This is a genomic window from Corallococcus carmarthensis (genome assembly GCF_003611695.1).
GTDB lineage: Bacteria > Myxococcota > Myxococcia > Myxococcales > Myxococcaceae > Corallococcus > Corallococcus carmarthensis.
In genome coordinates, this window is the sequence record NZ_RAWE01000132.1 from 1 (window position 1) to 20,903 (window position 20,903).

The following is a 20,903-nucleotide window of genomic DNA, read 5'->3' on the forward strand; positions in this document are numbered from 1 at the left end:
CCGCCCGTCCGCCGCCTCCGCCCCCCGCGGAGCCGGAGGACCCGAGCAAGCCGCGCGTGCCGGTGGTGCTCTTCGGCGGCGCCGCACAGGGCGCGAAGCCGTCCATGGCGCTCACGCCCACGCCGGACTTCTCCGAGGAGGACCTGGCGGTGCTGGACGACATCGACCGCATCTCCCGCGGCGAGGAGGCCAGCCTGGACACGGAGAAGGTGAAGCCCGCGCGCATGGTCGCGAGCCTCATCCGCCTGCTCATCCGCAAGGGGCTCATCCAGGAGGCGGAGTTCCTGGAGGAGCTGGCCCAGAAGTGACCGGCGTCGTGCCGTCGCCCGGGGCGCGGTCCGACGCCCCGGCCCCGCTGCTGGACGTGCGGGGGCTCATCACCCAGCTGGCGCTCCCGCGCGGCACGGTGCGCGCGGTGGACGGCGTGTCCTTCACCGTTCCTCCCGGCGGCACGCTGGGCGTGGTGGGGGAGAGCGGCTGCGGCAAGAGCCTCACGGCCCTGTCGGTGATGCGGCTCGTTCCCCAGCCGCCCGGCCGCGTGGTGGGCGGCGAGGTGCGCTTCCGGGGCGAGGACCTGCTGGCCCTGCCGGAGAAGGAGATGCGGCGCGTGCGCGGCCGGCACGTGGCCATGGTCTTCCAGGAGCCCATGACGTCGCTCAACCCGGTGTTCACCGTGGGCGAGCAGATTGGCGAAGGCGTCCGGCTGCACCTGGGCGCCACCCGGGCCCAGGCGCGCGAGCGCGCGGTGGAGATGCTCCGGCAGGTGGGCATCCCGGCGCCCGGTGAGCGCGTGGACGCGTACCCGCACCAGCTCTCCGGCGGCATGCGCCAGCGCGTGATGATCGCCATGGCGCTCGCGTGCGACCCGGCGCTGCTCATCGCGGACGAGCCCACCACGGCGCTGGACGTCACCATCCAGGCCCAGATCCTGGAGCTGCTCAAGCGCCTCCAGGCCGAGCGCCACATGGCGGTGATGCTGATCACCCACGACCTGGGCGTGGTGGCCGGAAGCTGTGACGCGGTGGTGGTGATGTACGCGGGCCGCATCGTGGAGCAGGCCCCGGTGCGCGAGCTGTTCGCCCGGCCCGCGCATCCGTACACGGCGGGCCTGCTGCGCTCCATCCCGTCGCTGCACGACGCGGGCGCGGCGGTGGAGGGCGAACGTCAGCGCTTGAAGGCCATTCCCGGCATGGTGCCGTCGCTGGGCGCGCTGCCGTCCGGGTGCGCGTTCCGCGACCGCTGCGACCGCGCCACCGAGCTGTGTGCCCGCGTCACGCCCGTGCTGGAGCCCAAGCGCGGAGGCCAGTCCGCCGCCTGCCATCATCCGGTGCCCGCGCCATGAGCGAACCGCTGGTCCAGGTGCGCGACCTGAAGGTGCACTTCCCCGTGAAGGGCGGCCTGCTGGGGCGCACGCGCGGCACGGTGCGCGCGGTGGACGGCGTGTCCTTCGACGTCGCCCGCGGCGAGACGCTGGGCCTGGTGGGGGAGAGCGGCTGTGGCAAGAGCACGCTGGGCCGCGCGGTGCTGCGCCTCATCGACCCCACCGCTGGCTCCATCCGCGTGGCCGGGCGGGAGCTGACCGGCCTGTCGCAGCGCGAGCTGCGCCCCCTGCGCCGGCAGATGCAGCTGGTCTTCCAGGATCCGTACGCGTCGCTCAACCCGCGCATGACGGTGGGGGACATCCTCGCGGAGCCCTTCGCCATCCACGGCCTCGCGAAGGGCAAGGCGCGCGAGGACGAGGTGCTGGCGCTGCTCGACGCCATGGGGCTGCCCCGCGAGGCGCGGCACCGCTACCCGCATGAGTTCTCCGGCGGCCAGCGTCAACGCATCGGCATTGCACGTGCCATCGCGTTGCGCCCGGACCTGGTGGTGGCGGACGAGCCCATCAGCGCGCTGGACGTCTCCATCCAGGCGCAGATCGTCAACCTGCTGGTGGACCTGCAGCGGGAGCGCGGGCTCACCTACGTCTTCATCGCGCACGACCTGAAGATTGTTGAGTACGTGTCCACGCGCGTGGCGGTGATGTACCTGGGCCGCATCGTGGAGGTGGCGCCGTCGCGGGCGCTCTACGCCGGGCCTCGGCATCCGTACACGCAGGCCCTGCTGTCCGCGGTGCCGGTGCCGGATCCGGAGCGTCCCCGCGCCCGCATGTTGCTGCCGGGGGAGCCGCCTTCGCCCCTGTCGCCGCCATCCGGCTGCGCATTCCATCCGCGCTGCCCGCATGTGATGGAGCGCTGCCGCCGCGAGTCGCCGCCGCTGTATCCGCTGGGCGGAGGCCACGCCGCGGCGTGCTTCCTGGCCGAAGGGGATTCGCGCAACGTGCAGGATTCGCCCGCTGTTTCCGCGTCCGGAGGAGGTGCCGGTGTTCTGGCTCAGCCATCATCACCCGGATGAGTACAACCGCACGTACGTGCTCGCGGGCGTGCGCGTGTGTGCGCGATGCCTGGGCACGTACCCGGTGCTCGCCGCCGTGTTCGTCGGCCTGTTCGCGCTGAAGGCGCCGCTCCAGTGGGAGTGGGACGTGCCGGTGGTGCTGGGGCTCACGCTGCCCGCGCTGCTGGACTGGGCGGTGGGACGCTTCCGGCCCGCGTCGGGTTCCAACTGGCTGCGCACGCTGACCGGCGTCCTGTTGGGAGTGGGGCTTGGCCGCTCGCTGTACGTCCATGTGCAGCGCCCGCTACCGGCGGTGCTGCTGGCGCAGGCACTTCTGGTGACAGGGGTGGCGGTCCCTGTCATTCTCGCCACTTACCGGCGGCCACGGCCGGAATAGACCTTTCGCGCACGGCTGTCCGTTACAGGCCTTGGGCGGTGAAGGGGATGGCACCCGTGGCTTCATGGGCACTGGGGGAAGTTTGGCACCCGAAACCTCAGACGAGCAGCTGATGCTCGCCTTCCAGGCGGGAGACGCGCGTGCGTTCGAAGCGTTGGTGCGCAAGCACCGCGCGCCGGTGTTCAACTTCATCCTGCGCTTCGTGAATCAACGGGCGCGGGCGGAGGACGTGCTGCAGGAGACGTGGCTCAAGGTGGTTCGCAGCGCCCGGGAATACGCGCCCAAGGCCCGGTTCACGACCTGGCTGTACACCATCGCGAGGAACCTCTGCGTGGACAGCACCCGCAAAGAGAGCTACCGCCAGGCGACGTCCCTGGAAGCCCCCACGGCCGGTGCCGACGGGGACGAGGGACGTCCGCTGGGCGAGGGGCTGCCGGATGACGGCGCGAGTCCGGAGCGCGGGGCGCACAACGCCCGGCTCCGGCCCCTGCTGGAGCGGGCCCTGGCGGCCCTGCCGGAGGAGCAGCGCGAGGTGTTCGTGCTGCGGGAGTACAGCGGCATCCCGTTCAAGGAGATCGCCGAGGTGACGGGCGTGTCCGAGAACACGGTGAAGAGCCGGATGCGCTACGCGCTGGAGGGCCTGCGCCGCCGCCTGGGAGAGCTGGGCGTGGACGGCGACCTGTCGGAGGATGGAAGGACGGTGGCGGGATGAATGCCCAGAATGCCCACGCGCACGAGGACCGGCTCCTCGACTTCGCCTACGGCGAGCTGCCCGCGTCGGAGGCCCAGGCGCTGGAGCAGCACGTCCATGGCTGCACGCGCTGCATGAAGGCGCTGGCGGACATCCGCGGCGTGCGCACCACCATGGCGCAGCTGTCGTCGGAACCCGCGCCGGACGCGGGCCTGGAGTCGCTGCTCGCGTACGCGCAGCAGTCCGCGCGCCGCGCCGCCGCGGGGCCAGAACCGAAGCCCTCGCGCTGGCGCCGCTGGCTGCTGCCCGCGGTGGGTCTGGCCACGGTGAGCACCTTCGGCATCCTGACGTTGACGGTCAGTGAGAACATCGACCTGTCGCCGAACCTGTCTCAGAAGGCCCCCGCCCAGGCGGTGGCGGCGAAGGAGGCCCGCAGCCAGGAGATGGCGGCGAAGAAGGAGATGGCGCCGCGGGGCCTGGTCGCTCCGACCGCCGCCGCGCCCGCGCCTTCGAGTGCGCCCATGGAGATGGACGCGCTCGAGCCGGTGGAGGGGATGGCCGATCGGAAGCAGGTCGAGGCGAAGGCCCAGCTCAAGGGCGCGGCACGGCCTTCGGACTGGATGAACGCGGGCAGCGGTGGCGCGCTGCTGGAGCGCCGCCGCGCGGACACCGAAGCACCGAGGAAGAAGATGTCCAAGGCCGTCCGGGACGCGGACGACGGGTACGCGGCGCTCGCACAGGCCACGGCCGCGCCGGCCGCGCAGGAGGCGCCTCCGAAGGAAGCGGAGGCGGACGACGCCTCCTTCGCGAAGGACGAGCCCGCGGCGCGGCGTGCCACGGGGGCGGCCGGCGACAAGTCCAAGGTCGCGAAGAGCGATTCGCTGCGGCTGGGCGGTGCTGCCTATGGCCGTGGGCTTGCCTTGGATGACGCCGCGGAAGAAAGCGTGGCCGCGGGTGCGCCACCGCCGCCGCCTCCCGCCGCCCCCGCGTCCATGGCCACCGGCACGCTCGGCGCTCAGCCCCCGTCCGCGGGCAAGGCGCTTCCGTCCGCCGAACCGAAGAGGGAATCCGCCCGCGCGGAGGCCGCGAAGCCCATGCCCGTGGAGAAGTCCGCCTCCGACGAGGCGATGACGGCGAGGGACCTGTCCGCCCAGGCCCAGGCCGCCGCGAACCAGGGGGACCGGGCCCGGGAGGCGCGGTTGCTTCGCGCCGCGCTCGCGGCCGGAGCCAGCGGCAGCGAGCGGCTGGCCCTGCTCTCACGGCTCTGCGAGTCGGAGTCCGCCCAGGGCCGGAGCCAGGAAGCCGCCGCCGTCTGCGGGCAGATCATCAACGAGGCCCCCGGCTCCAGCGCGGCGCAGCTCGCCCAGCGCCGCCTGCGTCAGGACGCGCCCCCCGCGACTCCGGCGTCCGCACCGGCCACGGCTCCCAGCAAGGCCGCCCCCTCCAAGTCCGCGCAGTAGGGGAGGGCGGCAGTCCACATGACCGATGCGTCCGGGGCCCGGGTCCTGGATAATGGGGACATGACGTCGGACGTGCACGCTCCCCCCGTGAACAGCCCCCGGAAGTCACCGCCGCGCTCCCCGCGCCGGGCCCGCCGTGGCCAGGCCATGGTGGAGTACTCGATGATCAACTGGGTGTTGATCGTCGGGCTCGTCATCGGCGCCACGGTGAAGATCCGCTGGAACGACGACCGGCAGACCAACGTCATCGACCTGTTCCTCGAGGCGTACCAGATCTATTACGACTCGTTCTACTTCGTGCTGAACCTGCCGTTCCCCTGAGGGACGCGAAGGCCGCGGATCCGCCCGTGTCGAGCCGTCCTCCCCGCCGGGCGGACAGGCTCCACGAGCCCCGGGTGTCCCGGGATTCCGCTTTGTCACGAGAGGTGGTTTTGACACCTGCTCTGGGGCATGGCTAACATCCCGGCCCGTTCGCGCCCTGGCATCGCCCCCTCGTCCAAAGCTGTCCTGCCGCCACGACGGCGCCCCACCGTTCTGGAGGACCTTGAACCATGTTGAAGGGTAAGACCCCGCTCGTCGTCGCGCTGGTGCTCGGTTTGCTCGCCGGCATCGTGGCCTACTCGGCCATCAAGAAGAAGGAATCGGATGTGCGTCGCGGGTGGAACCTGGTGCCCGTGGTGGTTGCGGGCCAGGACATGCCCGAGGGTTCGGTCATCACGTACGAGATGATCTCCCAGCGCTCCGTGCCCGAGCAGTTCGTCACCTCGTCGGTGGTGAAGCCGGACTCCGCCAACTACATCGTGAACCAGAAGGTGCTCGTGGCGCTGCAGGCCGGCGACCCCATCCTCTGGAGCCAGTTCGAGACGACGAAGGCCGCCGAGCGCCTGTCCACCAAGGTGCAGAAGAAGGCGCGCGCCATCACCATTGAAGCGAAGCAGACCACGTCCGTGGGCGGGTGGATCCGCCCCAACGATCACGTGGACATCATCGGCACGTTCCGCGATCCGCAGACGGACGAGAGCGTCGCCGTGACGCTGCTGCAGAACATCATCGTGGTCGCCACGGGCAAGATCACCGGCACCACGAACATCAACCTCATCCCGGAGAACCAGCGCGAGTACGGCAACGTGTCGCTGATGGTGCTGCCGGAAGAGGCGGAGATCCTGGTGCTGGCCGCGGAGCTGGGGCAGCTGACCCTGTCCCTGCGCAACGAGGACGACGTGGACCTCATCGAGGAGCGCGGCCGCGCGACCATCAGCACGCTGCTGTCCGGCGAGCGCACCCGCGTGCTGGAGCAGAAGCGCCGGGAGATCATCCAGATCATCAAGGGCAGTGGCAGCGGCGAGAAGGCCTCGGCCGGCTCTCCGTAGTCCTGCGCGCGGGGCCGCTTCCCTTCAGTTGAAGCGGCCCTGCCGACCCCTCCCTCATCCCCCGGGGATTCGCGCCCATGCTCGCAGGTATCGTCCTCCTTCTCGTCACCGGCTCGGTGTTCTTCTTCAGCCTGGTGATCTTCAGCGTCCTGTCGAAGGCGTATGAGCAGTACCAGGAGCGGTACGTCGCCAAGTCGATGAACGACTTGAGCGACATGTTCCTCTTCATCGACGCGCGGCAGATGTTGATCCTCAACATCGCCTGCATGTGCCTCCTGGGCATCCTCAGCTACATCATCTTCAACCCCATCCTGGCGGTGCTCGCGACCATCTTCGGCTTCTTCCTGCCGATGCTGCTCGTGAAGCACTACCGCAAGCGCCGCATCAAGAAGTTCAACGTGCAGCTGGTGGACGCGCTGCAGGCCATGGCCAACGCGTTCAAGGCGGGCCTCACGTTCCCCCAGGCCATCGAGCACGTGGCGCGCGAGGCGATGCCGCCCCTGTCCCAGGAGTTCGGCCTCTTCGTGAAGGAAGTGAAGCTGGGCGTGCCGCTGGAAGAGGCGCTCGTCAACATGGGCAAGCGCGTGGGCAGCGACGACCTGGAGCTGGTGGTCGTGTCCACCAACATCGCGCGCCAGCTGGGCGGCAACATGGCGGAGATGTTCGAGACCATCTCCACGGTGATCCGCGAGCGCTTCCGTCTGGAAGGCAAGATCGACGCGCTGACGTCCCAGGGCAAGCTTCAAGGGTGGATCGTCGCGGCCATGCCGGCGGTGCTGGGCATGGTGCTCAACTACATGCGTCCGGACCTGATGGAGCCGATGATGAACCACATCTTCGGCTACATCCTGGTGACCCTGATCGCCATCATGGAGATCATGGGCATCCTCATCATCCGGCGCATCGTCAACATCGACATCTGAAACGAGGCGCACCGTGCAGGAAGCTCTGACATTTCTGCTGATGGGCGGCTCGGCACTGCTGACCGCGGGCGCGGTGGCGTTCCTGGGCATCGGCCTGTACGCCAACGTCCTGGAGCGCTTCCTCACGGAAGTCCGGGACGAGTCCGCGGGCGGCGTGAAGGGCGCGGGCTCTGTCGCCGTCCGCAAGCTGGGCGCGATGAACCGGCGCTTCATGTGGCCGGGCTACGAGTCCAAGACGCGCCGCAAGCTCATCAAGGCGGGCGAGCCGTCGCAGTACAAGCCCGAGGACATCATGGCGCTGCAGGAGATCAGCGCCTTCTTCGCCCTCCTGGCCGGCCTGTTCGTCGTCAACGGCATCGGGATGAACCTGGCCTGGTCGCTGCTGGTGATGCTCCTGGGCCTGTTCTATCCGCTCATCTGGTTGAACGATCAGGTGAAGCGCCGTCACCTGGCCATCAGCCGCGCGCTTCCGTACAACCTGGACCTGCTGACGCTGTCGGTGGAAGCGGGCATGGACTTCACGGGCGCGCTGGCGAAGGTGGTGGAGAAGGGCCGCCAGGGTCCGCTGCGTGAAGAGCTGCAGCTGGTGCTCAAGCAGCTCAAGATGGGCAAGACGCGTGAAGAGGGGCTCAAGAGCATGATCGTGCGCGTGGACCTGCCGTCCCTGACGACGTTCGTCACGGCGCTGATCCAGGCGGACAAGATGGGCACCAGCCTGGGCAAGGTGCTGCGCATCCAGTCCACGCAGATGCGCATCGACCGGACGCAGCGCGCGGAGAAGCTGGCCGGCGAGGCTCCGGTGAAGATGCTGTTCCCGCTCATCGCCTGCATCTTCCCGACGGTGTTCATGGTGCTCTTCGGGCCCATCGTGTTCCAGTTCATGTTCGGCAACGTCGGGGGCTAGTCCTCTGCCCATCCTGCTCACCATCACCCAGGGGCTCCAGGTCGGACGGGAGCTCGCCTTCGAGCAGGCCGAGGTGAAGATCGGCCGGACCTCGGAGAACGACCTGGTGCTGCATGACCACGGTGTCTCCCGGCGTCATGCCCGCATCACGGCAAGGGATGGGCGTTACTTCGCCGAGGACGTGGGCAGCGCGAACGGCACGCAGCTGAACGGGCAGCCGCTGGGCGGCGAGAAGCAGCTGCGCGACGGTGACCGGATCACCGTGGGGCCGGTGGAGTTCACGTTCGTCTGGGTGGCGCCGGAGGATGACGACGACGTCACCCGGCCCATCCGCCGCGCGCTCGCGCCGCCGCACGCGAAGGTGTCGCCGCAGGGCGTGGAGCAGGCCTCGCTCGCGGAAATCGAAGCGGCGCCCACGAGCTACCAGCAGTCGATGCCCGCCATGGCGCGGCCCACCGCGAAGGGTGGGGCGGCTCCCTCGGTACCGGTCGCGGCGGGCCCCGCACCGCAGCGGACCTCCGCTCCCGACCTGCCGTCGGTGGGTGCTTCCGCGCCGGGCGCGGCCGCGCTGGCCAGGACTCCGGTGGGGCCACCCGTGCTGAAGGCTTCCGCGCCGGTCGCGGTGACTCCAGCCAAGGCCCCTATAGGGCCTCCCGTGTTGGCGCCCGCCGCGCCAGCCACTCCGATGGCCAGCGCTCCGGCCAAGGCTCCGGCTCCGGGTGCTTCCTCGTCGGGAAGGGCCTCGGCGCCAGGGCTGCCCGCGTTGGCGGCGTCTCCGGCTCCGTCGAACAAGGCTTCCGGCCCCGTCAGGTCCTCCGGGCCGGGACTGCCGGCGGTCGGTGGCTCGGGGCCGGGTCGCTCGGGCGCGGCGTCCCCGACCGCCCCGGAGCCCGCTCATCGCACGGCGCTCGAGCTTCCCGCGGCTGGAGCCCCCGCTGCTCCCGCGGTGGCCCCCGTGCCGCCGCAGGCCCCGGTCCTGAGCCCGGTGGCGCCGGCGGCTTCCGCGAAGCGCAAGGCCGTTCCGAACATGCCCGGCGTGGGTGCACCCGCGCTGAACCGTCCCGAGCTGGGGCGCGGCGCCGCGCGCGCGTCCGCCGCTTCCGCGTCCCGAAGCGCGGCGGCTCCGGTGTCCGGTCTGCCGTTGATGACGCCTCCGGGGCTCATGGCCCCGCCTCCTCCGGCACGGGCTCCCGCCGCACCCGCTCCCGCCGCACCCGCTCTCGTGGACCTGGCTCCGGTGGTGCCGGATGAGCCCGAGGAGCGCACGCTGATGGCGATTCCCACCGTGGGATCGCCCGAGCCCGGCTTCGCACCGCCTCCCGTGTTGCCCGCCCCGGACCTGGACGAGCCCGAGGAGCGGACGTTGATGGCGATTCCGGCGACCCCGGAAGCGCCGCTCCTGGTGGAAGAGGCACCGCGGCCACCGGACGCCTCGTCCGTGCTGCCCCTGCCCACGTTGGAGGAGCCCGAGGAACGCACGATGATGGCGATTCCGGCGACCCCGGAAGCGCCGCCCCTGGTGGAAGAGGCGCTGGCACCTGACGCCTCGTCCGCGCTGCCCGTGCCGACGATGGAGGAACCCGAGGAGCGGACCGTTCTCGACCTCCGGCCCATCACCCCGGTGCGGCCGCTCGTGGCCCCTCCGGTGCGCGTTGGCGCGGTGGCGGCCCCCGCCGGGCCCGCCTCTCCCGAGCCGGCGACCTTCGTGGGCCAGGACGACGCCATCCCCTCGGAGCCGCCGGAGGAGACCCGGGCATCGGGGACCTTCGCGGGCCAGGACGTGCCAGCCGCCGCCGCGCCGGTCCTGGCACCCCCGCCGGCCTGGAGCCCCCCGGTCCCGCCGCCCTCTCCGGAGCCGCCGACGTTCGTGGGCCGGAACCGGGCCGCGGAGCCTCCGACGCTGGACGCCGGTCCGCTCCTGCGAGAAGCCGGTCTGCTGGCCCCCTCGACCCCGCCGGACGCGGAGGGGGACGCCACCCAGCCGCTCCCGCCCGACCTGGATGCCTCCTTCGCCCAGCCCGTGCCCAACGGCCCGGTGACGGTCGTCGCGAAGGTGGAGCCCTCGTCCGCCTCGGACAAGGCCCGTCAGCGGCGTCAGCTGGGCAAGTCGCTCAAGGGGCGGTTCCTCCTCTTCTGGCAGCGCCAGTCGCTGCCCCGGCGCATCGGCTTCGCGACGCTGGCGGGGCTGGGCGCGCTGGCGGTGGTGACGCTGCTCGTGGCGCTCGTGGTGCCCTCGGCGATCCGCCTCCCCGGCCGCGAGCCCTTCAAGCTGGGCCTGGATCCGGTGACGGATTCCTTCGGCCTGGGCGAGGGCGTGCGCTGGGTCCACGCCGACGACAAGCTCTTCGACTTCCGCTTCGTGTCCCCCACGCGCGCGGTGGCGGTGCTGCACTACCAGGCCAGCAGCATCGCCCGGGACGAGGTGAACCTGTCCCTCAACGGCGTCTCCCTGGGCTGGGTCCCTCCGGACACGGCGCAGACGGCCGAGCGCGAGCTGGAGCAGGTCCTGCCCCCCAGCCTCCTGCGCCGCAACGCCAACAACCAGCTCCTCTTCGACAACGCGCTCAACCCGCCCGGCCGCGACCCCTGGCGCATCTGGAACCTGCGCCTGGAGGTCATCCCGGTGCCCGAGCTGCCGCCCGATCAGCTGGTTGCTTCCGCCCGGGAGTCCGCGAAGGCCGGGGCCCGCTTCTACGAGCTGAAGGACGTGGGCGCGGAGAACCTGTTCAAGGCGTGGCGGGAGTACCGCGCCGCGTGGATCACCCTGGAGGCGCTCGACGACAAGCCGGAGCTGTACGACGACGTCCGGGAGCGGATCGCCCAGATTTCAACGGAGCTGGACCACCGCTGCGGGCAGTTGATGATGCAATTCCAGCGGGCGGTTCAGTTCCGAAGCCGACGGGATGCGGTCGCGACCCTCGAAGACGTACGGAGACGCTTCCCTACGGCCGAGCATCGCTGCCACAATCTCGCGCTGGAAAAAGCCTATGAGCACGAGCTTTAGGGCCCGTGCCCCCCTCAGCAGGACGCGGTGACCTCCATGTCGAACGCACCACCCCCCGCCCGCCGACGGCCTACGTCAGGTACGCCCTCCTCCGGGACCGGACAGCGCGCGCCGGTCCGCCGGTCGACCGCCGGTGCCGCCGCGGCCCGCCCCGCGAAGCTCGTCGTCGTCGCCGGCCCCATGGAGGGCGAGGAGTTCGCGCTCTCCGACCTCGAGTACACGGTTGGCCGCTCCGCCGACAACCCCATCTGCATCCAGGACACGTCTGTCTCCCGCAAGCACGTGACGCTGCGCAAGGAGTCCGCCGGCTGGATGGTCAGTGACATGGGGTCCGGCAACGGAACCATCGTCAACGGCGAGCCCATCTCCGAGGAGACGCTCCTCGCCAACGGCGACGTCATCACGCTGGGCGACTCGGAGCTGCGCTACGAGGACACCGCCAACAGCACCGCCAAGGTGCAGGCCCCCACCGGCTCCCGGCCCCGTCCGTCGTCGGCGGCGGGCCGGAGTCCCTCGGCCGTGCCCGCTCGCCCCGGACGCGAGGGCCGCGCGCGCCCGCAGACGTCGCGGGCCTCGGCCGCCGCGGAGCTCACGCCGGAGGTGCAGCGCAAGCGCATGCGGATCAAGCTCGCGGGCGCCGCCGTGCTGGTGCTGCTCTTCGCGGGCCTGGGCGTCGCGCGCTCGCGCATGCGGCACCAGCAGGAGGAGCAGGTCCGCATCGAGGAGGAGCAGCGCAAGTACCGCGAGCAGCTGGGCGGTCTCTTCCAGGAGGCCAAGAACCTGGTGCGCGAGGGCCAGTGGCAGCAGGCCAAGACGAAGCTGGAGGAGCTCCACGCGCAGGCGGGGGACTACCCCGGCGTGGCGGACTACCTGAAGGCCGCGGAGCGCGAGATTCCCAACCAGGGCCACCTGGCCACGGCCCAGGCGGCGCTGGACAAGGGCGCGCTCGCCAGCGCGAAGGCGTCCATCGAGAAGGTGAGCAGCGACACCCAGCTCTACGAGCAGCTGAAGACGGCGCGCAAGAACCTGACGGACGCCGCCGACAAGCGCACGAAGGAAGCCAAGGGGCTGCTGGACACCCGCCAGCTGGAGAACGTGCAGAAGGCCAAGGCCATCACCGACGACGTGCTCGCGACCTTCCCCGAGCACCGCGACGGCAAGCTGGTCAACGACGACGCCGTGCGCGTCATCGCGGACCTGACCCGTCCGGACCCCGTGCGCGTGGCCGCGACGCCCAAGCCGTGGGAGCCCGCGGTGGACCGCTTCCGCGACGGTGACATCACCGGCGCCGTGGCCATCCTCAACGCGTGCGCGGCCAAGACGTCCCAGTGCAAGCAGCTGATGGGGCAGGTGACGGAGTTCGGCAACCTCTACAAGAAGCTGGAGGACCTGGACGCCAAGGGCCTCACCCGCCTGCTCGCGCTGGACAAGGACATCACCGACGGGCGCCCCAGCAAGATGGCGCGCAACGCGGGCACCCGCGCGGGAAACATCTATTACAAGAGCGCCGCGGGCGCGAAGGCCGCTGGCCAGTGGTCGCGCGCCATGGAGTTCGCCCGCCGCGCGCTCCAGGCGGACCCCAGCCACACGGGCGCCGCCAACATCGTCAACGACCTCAAGGGCAAGGCGAAGGACCTGTACATGCAGGCCTACTCCATCAAGGACTCCAGCCCGGAGGACGCGCTGCCCAAGTTCCGCGACGTCGTCGCGATGACGCCGCCCGACGATGAGCTGCACGGCAAGGCCCAGGGCTGGGTCGAGAAGCTGTCGCGATGAAGAAGCGCAAGGGGTTGGAGCCGCCTCCGGCCGATGAGCCGGGGCAGGGCGACCTGTTCGGCACGTCGCTGCTTCCCCCCTTGCGTCCCGCCCCCGCGAAGGCCTCCAGCGGAGGCAAGCCGCCCCCGGCTCCGCCGACCGCGCCGGTGGCGGAAGTCGCCCCGCCGCCTCCGGCTGCTGTCACCCCGCCGCCGCGTCCGGAGCGCGCGGTGCTGTCGGTGGGCGAGCTCACCCGGCAGATCAAACAGACGGTGGAGTCGCGCTTCCCGCGCGTGCTGGTGCGCGGCGAGGTGTCCAGCTTCCGGGGCGCCAACGCGCGCGGCCACTGGTACTTCACGCTCAAGGACGCGGACGCCTCCATCGACGCGAAGGTCTGGGCGTCCATGGCGGGGCGGATCCGCTTCGCGCTGCGCGACGGCATGGAGGTACTGGCCGAAGGCAGCGTGGACCTGTACGAGCCGCAGGGCCGCTACAGCCTCATCGTGTCCCGGCTGGAGCCGGTGGGCGAGGGCGCGCTGGCGCTCGCGTTCGAGCAGCTCAAGCAGCGCCTGGCGGCGGAGGGGCTCATTGGCGACCGGCGCGTGCGGCCGCCCCGGCCCGTGCCATTCCTGCCCCGGCGCATCGGCGTCGTCACCAGCCGCACCGGCGCGGCGCTCCAGGACTTCCTGCGCGTGCTGCACTCGCGCAACCCCCGGCTGGGCGTGCTGCTGGCGGACGCGCGCGTGCAGGGCGAGGGCTCCGCGGAGGACGTGGCGCGGGCCATCGAGCGGCTGGGCCGCACCGACGTGGACGTCATCGTCGTGACGCGCGGCGGAGGCTCCGTGGAGGACCTCTGGACGTTCAACGAGGAGCGGGTGGCGCGCGCCATCTTCGCCTCGCCGGTGCCGGTGGTGTCCGCCATCGGCCATGAAATCGACTTCACCATCGCGGACTTCGTCGCGGACCTGCGCGCGCCCACGCCCAGCGCGGCGGCGGAGCGGCTGGCGCCGGTGCTGGCGGACCTGGAGCTGACGCTGGCCACCCAGTCCGGCCGGCTGCGGCGTGCCATGGAGCGGCGCGTGCTGGAGCTGCGCGAGCGCCAGGGCCAGCTCCGTGCGCGGCTGCCGGATCCGCGCCGTGAGGTGAACCATCAGCGCCTGCACCTGTCCGAACAGGTGGAGGCGATGATGCGCGTGCTGCGCCCCCGCGCGCGCGAACACCGGGAGACGCTGCGCTCCCTCCAGGAGCGGCTGCAGCGGGCGCGGCCCCAGACGCGGCTGTCTGAGCAGCGGGCCCACCTGCTCAAGCTGGCCATGCGCCTGTCGGAGGCGGCGCGCGCGGGCGTGTCCCAGCGGAGGGGTGCGCTGGCGGATGCGCGGTTGGGGCTTCAGCAGGCCTCGCCCACGGCGCTCGTGGCGGCCGAGCGGGCGAAGGTGGCGCAGGCCCGGTCGCGGCTCCTGGAGCTGCAGCGGGGCATGCTGTCGTCCGCGCAGACGCACTTCGGACGGTTGGGGGGCCGGTTGGACGCCCTGAGCCCCCTGAAGGTGATGTCGCGCGGCTACGCGGTGACGTTCCGCCAGCGGGACGGCGTGGTGGTGCGCTCCACGGCGGACGTGGTGGTGGGGGACGTGCTGGGCATCAAGCTGGCGGCCCACGGGGCGAAAACGCTGGGCGGGTGTGAAGAAATCGAAGCGACCGTTACCAGCCTGAAAGGCCCGGTGGACTGCTAGCGGGCCACCCTCTACATTCCGCGCCCCGCTCGGGGAGGTGGATGGCCGTGGCGAAGTCCGACAAGAATCCCAAGGTGGAGCCCGCCCCGGAGCAGTACGGGGACGTGGTGTCGCGCCTGGAAGAGACGGTGGCGCGGCTGGAAGGCGGCGACCTGTCACTGGAAGAGTCGCTCAAGGCGTTCGAGGAGGGCATCCGCCTCGTCCGCCGGGGCGAGAAGCTGCTCACGGAGGCCGAGCAGCGCATCGAACAGTTGCTGGTGGACGAGGACGGTCAGGAGGTCGTCGCGCCGCTGGCGGTGGCGGCCCGGCCCGCTCCCCAGGCAGCCCCCCGGACGGCCGCGCAGGCGCGTCCGCCACCGGAGGACGATGTCCCGTTCTAGGCATCAGGGGAAGGGCGGAGGCCGGGCATGTCGAAGCCGAAGATTACGATTGTCGATGACGACCGCGACACGCGCGAACTGCTCGCCGAGGCCCTGGGGGCCGAGGGGTTCGAGGTCATGTCCGCGGCCAACGGCCTGCGGTTGGTCGCGTCGCTGGAACTGCACCGGCCGCACGCCATCCTCCTGGACGTGAACATGTCCTGGATCAACGGCTTCGAGCTGTGTCAGGCCGTGAAGCAGAACAAGCAGTTCCGGGACATCCCCATCATCTTCATCAGCGGGCGGGGAGACCCGGAGGACAAGCGGCGTGGCATGGAGGTCGGCGCGGCCGACTACTTCGTGAAGCCGCTGGAACTGGACGCGCTCGTCAAGCGCATCCGCGAACTCATCCCCGCCGACGTGGCGAAGGAGCCCTGACGCCGATGGCCGCTTTCAACCTGGAACCCTTCATGCGCACGCACCAGGCGCGGGTGGAGGCGCTCCTGCTCGAACGCGCGGACCGCTGGGGCTCCGCGGGCACGCCGCCCCGGCTGGCGGAGTCCATGCGCTACTCGCTGCTCGCGGGCGGCAAGCGCCTGCGCCCCGTGCTGTGCCTGGCCTTCGCGGACGCGGTGGCGAAGTCGAGCACTGTCAACGCCGTGGCGTTGGATGCCGCGTGCGCGCTGGAGTACGTGCACACGTATTCGCTGGTGCACGACGACCTGCCCAGCCTGGACAACGACGACCTGCGCCGGGGCGTGCCCACGAACCACAAGGTCTACGGCGAGCCGGTGGCGTTGCTGGCCGGGGACGCGCTGCTCACGGAGGCCTTCACGCTGCTCGCCTCCGGGCCGGAGCCGGTGCGCGGCACGCTGTGCGCGGAGCTGGCGCGCGCGGCGGGCGCGGCGGGCATGGTGGGTGGACAGGTGCTGGACATCGCGGAGGACCGGGCGGCGACGCTGGACTACCTCTTGCGGCTGCACCGGCTGAAGACGGGCGCGCTCATCCTCGCGGCGTGCCGGATGGGTGTCCTGGCGGCCGGAGGCGACGCGGCGGCGCTCGTGAGCGCGGTGACGTACGGGGAAGCGGTGGGCCTGGCCTTTCAAATCGCCGACGACGTGCTGGACGTGACGTCGAGCGCGGAGGCCATGGGCAAGCCGGTGGGTGCGGACGCGGAGGCCGGGCGCTTCACGTTCCCGGCGGTGGTGGGGCTGGACGAGTCGCGCCGCATGGCCAGTGAGCTGGTGGCCCGGGCGGAGGCGGCGGTGCGCCCGCTGGAGGGCGTGGATGGCCCGCTGGCCGCGCTGGCGCGCTACTCGGTGGAGCGGAAGTCCTGATGGCGGACGTGCTGTCTGGCGTGACGTCTCCCTCGGATGTGCGCGCGCTCCCCGAGGACGCGCTGCCCGGCCTGTGCGAGGCGCTGCGCGAGGCCATCATCACCACGTGCGGCCGGGTGGGTGGCCACCTGGGCGCGTCGCTGGGCGCGGTGGAGCTGGTGGTGGCCATGCACCGCGTCTTCCACACGCCGCAGGACGCGCTCCTCTTCGACGTGGGGCACCAGGCGTACGCGCACAAGCTGCTCACCGGCCGGCGCGAGCGCATGCACACGCTGCGGCAGGCGGGTGGCATCGCGCCGTTCCTGGATCCGCGCGAGAGCGAACACGACGCGCTGGCGGCGGGCCATGCCTGCACGGCCATCTCCGCGGCGCTGGGGCTGCTCTCCGGCCGACAGCAGCTGGGGCATACGGGCCACGTGGTGGCGGTGGTGGGCGACGGCGCGCTCACTGGAGGCCTGAGCTTCGAGGGGCTCAACAACGCGGGGGGCAGTCCGCTGCCGCTCGTGGTGGTGCTCAACGACAACCAGATGTCCATCAGCGCGAACGTGGGCGCCATCCCCGCGCTCTTGCGCACGCGCAACGCCCGCGCCTTCTTCGAATCGCTGGGCTTCACCTACCTGGGCCCGGTGGACGGCCACGACCTGGGCGCCCTCACGCGGGCCCTGCGCGAGGCGAAGGCGTCCGCGCGTCCGGTGGTGGTGCACGCGCTGACGAAGAAGGGGCGCGGTTTTCCTCCCGCGGAGGCCGACGAGCAGACGCGCGGCCACGCCATGGGCCCGTACGAGTGGCGCGACGGCAAGCTGGTGCGCTCGCGCGGAGGACGGCCCACGTTCAGCGAGGCCTTCGCGCAGGTGCTGGGGGACGCGCTGGAGCGCGACCCCCGCGTGGTGGCCGTGACGCCCGCGATGTTGGAGGGCAGCGCGCTGACCGGTTTGAAGGCGCGCTTCCCGGACCGCGTGCACGACGTGGGCATCGCGGAGCAGCACGCCGTGACCTTCTGCGCGGGGCTGGCCGCGGCGGGCGCGAAGCCGGTGTGCGTCATCTACTCCACCTTCCTCCAGCGCGCGTACGACCAGGTGGTCCACGACGTGTGTCTGCCGGGCCTGCCCGTCGTCTTCGCGGTGGACCGGGCGGGGCTCGTGGGGGCGGACGGCGCCACGCACCAGGGCGCCTACGACGTGTCCTTCCTCCGGCCGCTGCCGGGCCTCACGCAGTGGGCCCCGCTGGTGGGTGAAGACCTGGCGCCCATGCTTGCGACCGCGCTCCAGGCCTCGGGGCCCTCCGTGCTGCGCTTCCCGCGCGGCACGCTGCCGGACGTCCCGCCGGAGCTGGCGCAGGAGCGGACCGAGGAGATGGGCCCGTCCACGCCGGGGCAACCGATGCACGACGCGCGCGCTGTGTCGGACGACGCCATGACCTCCGCGGCCTCGCGGACGAAGCCGGGTGCTCTCCCCGTGCCGGGCGCCCGCTGGCTGAAGCGCGCGGCTGGCTCCCGCCTCACGCTGGTGACGCTGGGGCCGCTGGGCCTGTCCGCGCTGGAGGCGGCCCGGAACGAGCCGGACTGGAGCGTGCTGGACGCGCGCCGGGCGTGGCCCTTGGATGAAGCCGCGCTCCTGGAGGCCGCGGCGGGCGGGCACGTGGTGGTGGCGGAAGAAGGCACTGTCCGGGGCGGCCTGGGCAGCGCGGTGCTGGAGCTGTACGCGGCGGCGGGCGTGGCCCCCCGGGTGAAGCTCCTGGGCATGCCGGACGTGTTCCTGCCGCACGGGGACGCGCGCGTGCAGCGCACGGAGCTGGGACTGGACGCGGCGGGCCTGCGGCGCGCGGGCCGTGCGCTGCTGGGAGAGGAGAGCCGGTGAAGCCGAAGAAGGAACGGCTGGACGTGCTGGTCGTGGAGCGCGGGCTCGCCGAGTCGCGCACCAAGGCGCAGGCGCTCATCCTCGCCGGCCAGGTCGTGGTGGCGGACCAACGCGTGGACAAGCCCGGCTCCCTGGTGCCCGTGGAGGCCGAACTGCGCCTCAAGGGCGAGGTGCTGCCCTACGTGTCGCGCGGCGGTCTCAAGCTGAAGGCGGCCATGGAACGCTTCGGCCTGGACGTGACGGGCCGCGTGGGCGCGGACATCGGCGCCAGCACGGGCGGCTTCACGGACTGCCTGCTCCAGCACGGCGCGGTGCGCGTGCACGCCATCGACGTGGGCTACGGCCAGCTCCACGAGAAGCTGCGCGTCGACCCTCGCGTGCGCTCCCGCGAGCGGGTCAACGCGCGCTACCTCACGGACGAGGACCTGCCGGAGAAGGTGGGCGTGGTCGTCATCGACGTGAGCTTCATCTCGCTCACCCAGGTGCTGCCGGCGGTCCTGCCGTTCCTCACTCCGGGCGGCCTGCTCATCGCCCTGGTGAAGCCCCAGTTCGAAGTCGGCCCGGACCGGGTGGGCAAGGGCGGCGTGGTCCGCGACCCCGCGGCCCGGCAGGACGCCATCGACACCGTGACGGCCTTCGTGCGCGAGCACGGGCTCAACGTGCGCGGGGTGATGGACTCGCCCGTGCCCGGGCCCGCCGGCAACGTGGAAGCGCTCCTCGTCGCCGACAGGCCCTGACGGCCCGCCGTCACTTCTTGACGGCGCGGTAGTCGCTCAGCGGCAGGGCCTGGACCAGGTTGTTGCCCACGCGCATCCACAGCCGGCCGCTGTCATCCACGGAGCAGGACAGGCTGCTGGAGACCTCGTAGCGGAACAGCTCGCCCTTTTCGGCGGAGTCCACCGCGACGATCTCCTGGGGCAGGGCGCCCTCCACGTTCGGGCCGTTGAGCAGGTAGAACTCCGGGCTCGTCGCCTGGCCCAGCTGCACCTGGAGGATGCGCAGCTGTCCGGACGCGTCCACGGACGTGCCGCCCTTGTTGGTGACGATGCCGTTCGTCGAATCCAGGAACCACACGCGCTGCGTGCCCAGGGCCGCCAGCCGCGAGCCCGCGGAGAAGGGCAGCAGGAAGTTCAGCGGCACCGGCAGCGTGGTGCTCACCCACTTGAGCGCGGAGCCCTCGCAGCCCTCCAGGTCCGTGGAGCACGCCTGCACGCGCGACTGGTTGTTGCCGAAGAGGAACCCCACGTAGAGGGTGGACCCGTCCGCGCTGAACGCGGTGACGGGCGGCTCATCCAGCTCGCCGTTGTAGGCGAAGATCTTCTTCTCCTGGACCGGCAGCATCTCCTGGCTGGTGCCGTTCGCGTCGATGTAGGCCACGATGACCTGCGGCACCTGCGAGAACTCCAGCTGCGCCACGTAGGGCACCAGCACTTGCTGGCCCTTCTCCTGCGGCGGGCTGATGGGGCCCAGCACGGCGCCCTTGTACGTCCACTGGAAGGTGCCGCCGGCGTTGGCGTGCTTGAGGCGGGACACCGTGTAGCGGTCGCGCACGAGCGCGTCGCCGTTGGCCATCACCGACAGGTTGACCAGGAAGTACGTGGGCGACGTGCGGCCGGTGATCTTGAAGCTGGAGTCCACCGCCACCGCGCCCGCGCCGGGCGTCCACACCCAGCGCTTGCCGCTGCTGCCGTTGATGCTGGTGATGACCGTGTCCTTGGTGCACGGGATGCCCATCTCCACCGAGTTGCGCACCACGCCCGCCGAGTCCACGCGGAAGAGCGTGCCGGAGCCGGTGGTGGGGTTGCCGCACCCGATGAAGGCGACGTTCGTGCCGCTGCCCTCGGCGATGAAGAAGTCCGTCACCACCTGGCCGTTCGGATCCGGGTCCTTGATCACCTTCGTCACCGGCAGGAACGTGGCCGCCTGGGGCTGGGAGACGTTCGTCCGGCCGTCCGAGCACGTCGCCCGCGCGTTGAGCGACAGGCTCACGGCGAGGCCACGGTCGTACTTGATCTCATTCGAGGCCAGCTCGAAGTCCATGGACCCGCTGGTGTACGGGACCGTCTTCAGGAACGTGTCCCGGTCGTAGATGTCCACCTGCGCCACGGAATCGCACCCGGACACGATGACCCGCACCGTCAGCGACGGGGCCGCCGTGTTGGGCTGCGGCACGGTCAGGGTCACCACCGGCGGATCCGGGGTGGGCGGCGGCTTCGGGTCACCACAGGCGGCGAACACGGAAGCGCAGAGGGTCAGCGTGGCCAGGAAGGCCCGCGACGCGAACGGGCGCGGAGGGACGGAGTGCATGGCTTCACACTCTACCGCGCTCCCTCGGGAAGCGGGCGGGGCCACGAGCCAGGGCCTCGTCCCCCGAATCCTGATCGCGAGAACCGCTGAAAACCCCGGCCGAATCATGCCTGCCCACCCAGCCTGCGGCCGGCCGTCAAGAGTGGTATGGAAAGAAAGTGACAGCCAGACTGTTTCCGCGAGGTTCCACCCCGTCAAGGGGGTGGGCAGGCGGTTCCGGTCATCGGACCGTCACGCGCGTGCGGGATTCCGGAGGAAGGACACCGGTCCGGGGTATACGTCGCGCGCCCATTTCTCACCCCTCTCGCTCAGGAGAGCCCCGTCCAGCCGCTGGCCCGCGGACGGGTTAGACGGCATGATCCGGAATCGACCATGACCCCTTTCGCACCCAACGGGTATCCGCATCGTCGTTCCCTGGCTGGGCGAGGCGGAGGCGC

Annotated in this window: 18 protein-coding genes and 1 pseudogene; 18 read left to right on the plus strand and 1 reads right to left on the minus strand. The window is 71.4% G+C overall.

Annotated elements, in window-relative coordinates:
* The 18 genes and pseudogenes from D7X32_RS28400 to D7X32_RS28485 all read left to right on the plus strand — a co-directional run.
* A pseudogene (locus D7X32_RS28400) lies at nucleotides 1-308 on the plus strand (GspE/PulE/PilB domain-containing protein); the annotation flags it as partial.
* Nucleotides 305-1,342, plus strand: a complete 1,038-nt coding sequence (locus D7X32_RS28405; protein ID WP_244239228.1) for an ABC transporter ATP-binding protein — start codon at nucleotides 305-307, stop codon at nucleotides 1,340-1,342. The pseudogene D7X32_RS28400 and the gene D7X32_RS28405, both read left to right, overlap by 4 nt.
* Nucleotides 1,339-2,394: an ABC transporter ATP-binding protein gene (locus tag D7X32_RS28410; RefSeq protein WP_120605699.1), complete on the plus strand. Its 1,056-nt coding sequence runs from the start codon at nucleotides 1,339-1,341 to the stop codon at nucleotides 2,392-2,394. The genes D7X32_RS28405 and D7X32_RS28410 overlap by 4 nt, the downstream gene beginning before the upstream one ends.
* Nucleotides 2,363-2,770, plus strand: coding sequence for a DUF2085 domain-containing protein (locus tag D7X32_RS28415; protein WP_120605700.1), 408 nt, complete (start codon nucleotides 2,363-2,365; stop codon nucleotides 2,768-2,770). The genes D7X32_RS28410 and D7X32_RS28415 overlap by 32 nt, the downstream gene beginning before the upstream one ends.
* A gap of 64 nt (nucleotides 2,771-2,834) precedes the next feature.
* On the plus strand, nucleotides 2,835-3,482 hold the full coding sequence (locus D7X32_RS28420; protein WP_120605716.1) for an RNA polymerase sigma factor: 648 nt from the start codon (nucleotides 2,835-2,837) through the stop codon (nucleotides 3,480-3,482).
* Complete coding sequence (locus D7X32_RS28425) at nucleotides 3,479-4,921, plus strand: anti-sigma factor family protein (RefSeq protein ID WP_120605701.1); 1,443 nt, start codon at nucleotides 3,479-3,481, stop codon at nucleotides 4,919-4,921. The genes D7X32_RS28420 and D7X32_RS28425 overlap by 4 nt, the downstream gene beginning before the upstream one ends.
* Nucleotides 4,922-4,981: 60 nt before the next feature.
* Nucleotides 4,982-5,242, plus strand: coding sequence for a hypothetical protein (locus D7X32_RS28430; RefSeq protein ID WP_120605702.1), 261 nt, complete (start codon nucleotides 4,982-4,984; stop codon nucleotides 5,240-5,242).
* Nucleotides 5,243-5,472: 230 nt separating this feature from the next.
* The gene (cpaB, locus tag D7X32_RS28435; RefSeq protein ID WP_120605703.1) at nucleotides 5,473-6,291 is read left to right on the plus strand and encodes a Flp pilus assembly protein CpaB; all 819 of its coding nucleotides are present in this window, start codon (nucleotides 5,473-5,475) and stop codon (nucleotides 6,289-6,291) included.
* 77 nt (nucleotides 6,292-6,368) lie between these two features.
* Nucleotides 6,369-7,214, plus strand: a complete 846-nt coding sequence (locus D7X32_RS28440; protein ID WP_120605704.1) for a type II secretion system F family protein — start codon at nucleotides 6,369-6,371, stop codon at nucleotides 7,212-7,214.
* A 40-nt stretch (nucleotides 7,215-7,254) separates the two neighbouring features.
* Complete coding sequence (locus D7X32_RS28445) at nucleotides 7,255-8,118, plus strand: type II secretion system F family protein (protein WP_216618767.1); 864 nt, start codon at nucleotides 7,255-7,257, stop codon at nucleotides 8,116-8,118.
* Nucleotides 8,119-8,191: 73 nt separating this feature from the next.
* The gene (locus D7X32_RS47005) at nucleotides 8,192-11,122 is read left to right on the plus strand and encodes an FHA domain-containing protein (protein WP_244239230.1); all 2,931 of its coding nucleotides are present in this window, start codon (nucleotides 8,192-8,194) and stop codon (nucleotides 11,120-11,122) included.
* 36 nt (nucleotides 11,123-11,158) lie between these two features.
* A complete protein-coding gene (locus D7X32_RS28455) occupies nucleotides 11,159-12,898 on the plus strand; it encodes an FHA domain-containing protein (RefSeq protein ID WP_244239231.1) in 1,740 nt (579 codons plus the stop codon).
* Entirely contained in the window at nucleotides 12,895-14,607 is a 1,713-nt protein-coding gene (gene xseA / locus D7X32_RS28460) for an exodeoxyribonuclease VII large subunit (RefSeq protein WP_120605707.1), read from the plus strand. Before D7X32_RS28455 ends, xseA begins: the two co-directional genes overlap by 4 nt.
* Before the next feature lie 41 nt (nucleotides 14,608-14,648).
* Nucleotides 14,649-14,987 carry an exodeoxyribonuclease VII small subunit gene (gene xseB, locus D7X32_RS28465; RefSeq protein WP_120605708.1) on the plus strand — a complete coding sequence of 113 codons (339 nt, stop codon included), beginning with the start codon at nucleotides 14,649-14,651 and terminating at the stop codon, nucleotides 14,985-14,987.
* A 27-nt stretch (nucleotides 14,988-15,014) separates the two neighbouring features.
* On the plus strand, nucleotides 15,015-15,404 hold the full coding sequence (locus D7X32_RS28470; protein ID WP_014397650.1) for a response regulator: 390 nt from the start codon (nucleotides 15,015-15,017) through the stop codon (nucleotides 15,402-15,404).
* A gap of 5 nt (nucleotides 15,405-15,409) precedes the next feature.
* Nucleotides 15,410-16,303 (plus strand): polyprenyl synthetase family protein, encoded by an 894-nt coding sequence (locus tag D7X32_RS28475; protein WP_120605709.1) that lies wholly within the window; start codon nucleotides 15,410-15,412, stop codon nucleotides 16,301-16,303.
* Nucleotides 16,303-18,159, plus strand: coding sequence for a 1-deoxy-D-xylulose-5-phosphate synthase (locus tag D7X32_RS28480; protein WP_120605710.1), 1,857 nt, complete (start codon nucleotides 16,303-16,305; stop codon nucleotides 18,157-18,159). Before D7X32_RS28475 ends, D7X32_RS28480 begins: the two co-directional genes overlap by 1 nt.
* Nucleotides 18,156-18,896 (plus strand): TlyA family RNA methyltransferase, encoded by a 741-nt coding sequence (locus D7X32_RS28485; RefSeq protein WP_120605711.1) that lies wholly within the window; start codon nucleotides 18,156-18,158, stop codon nucleotides 18,894-18,896. Before D7X32_RS28480 ends, D7X32_RS28485 begins: the two co-directional genes overlap by 4 nt.
* A 10-nt stretch (nucleotides 18,897-18,906) precedes the next feature.
* Here D7X32_RS28485 and D7X32_RS28490 read toward each other — a convergent pair whose 3' ends face one another.
* Nucleotides 18,907-20,466, minus strand: coding sequence for a hypothetical protein (locus D7X32_RS28490; RefSeq protein ID WP_120605712.1), 1,560 nt, complete (start codon nucleotides 20,464-20,466; stop codon nucleotides 18,907-18,909).
* Nucleotides 20,467-20,903: the final 437 nt, after the last annotated feature.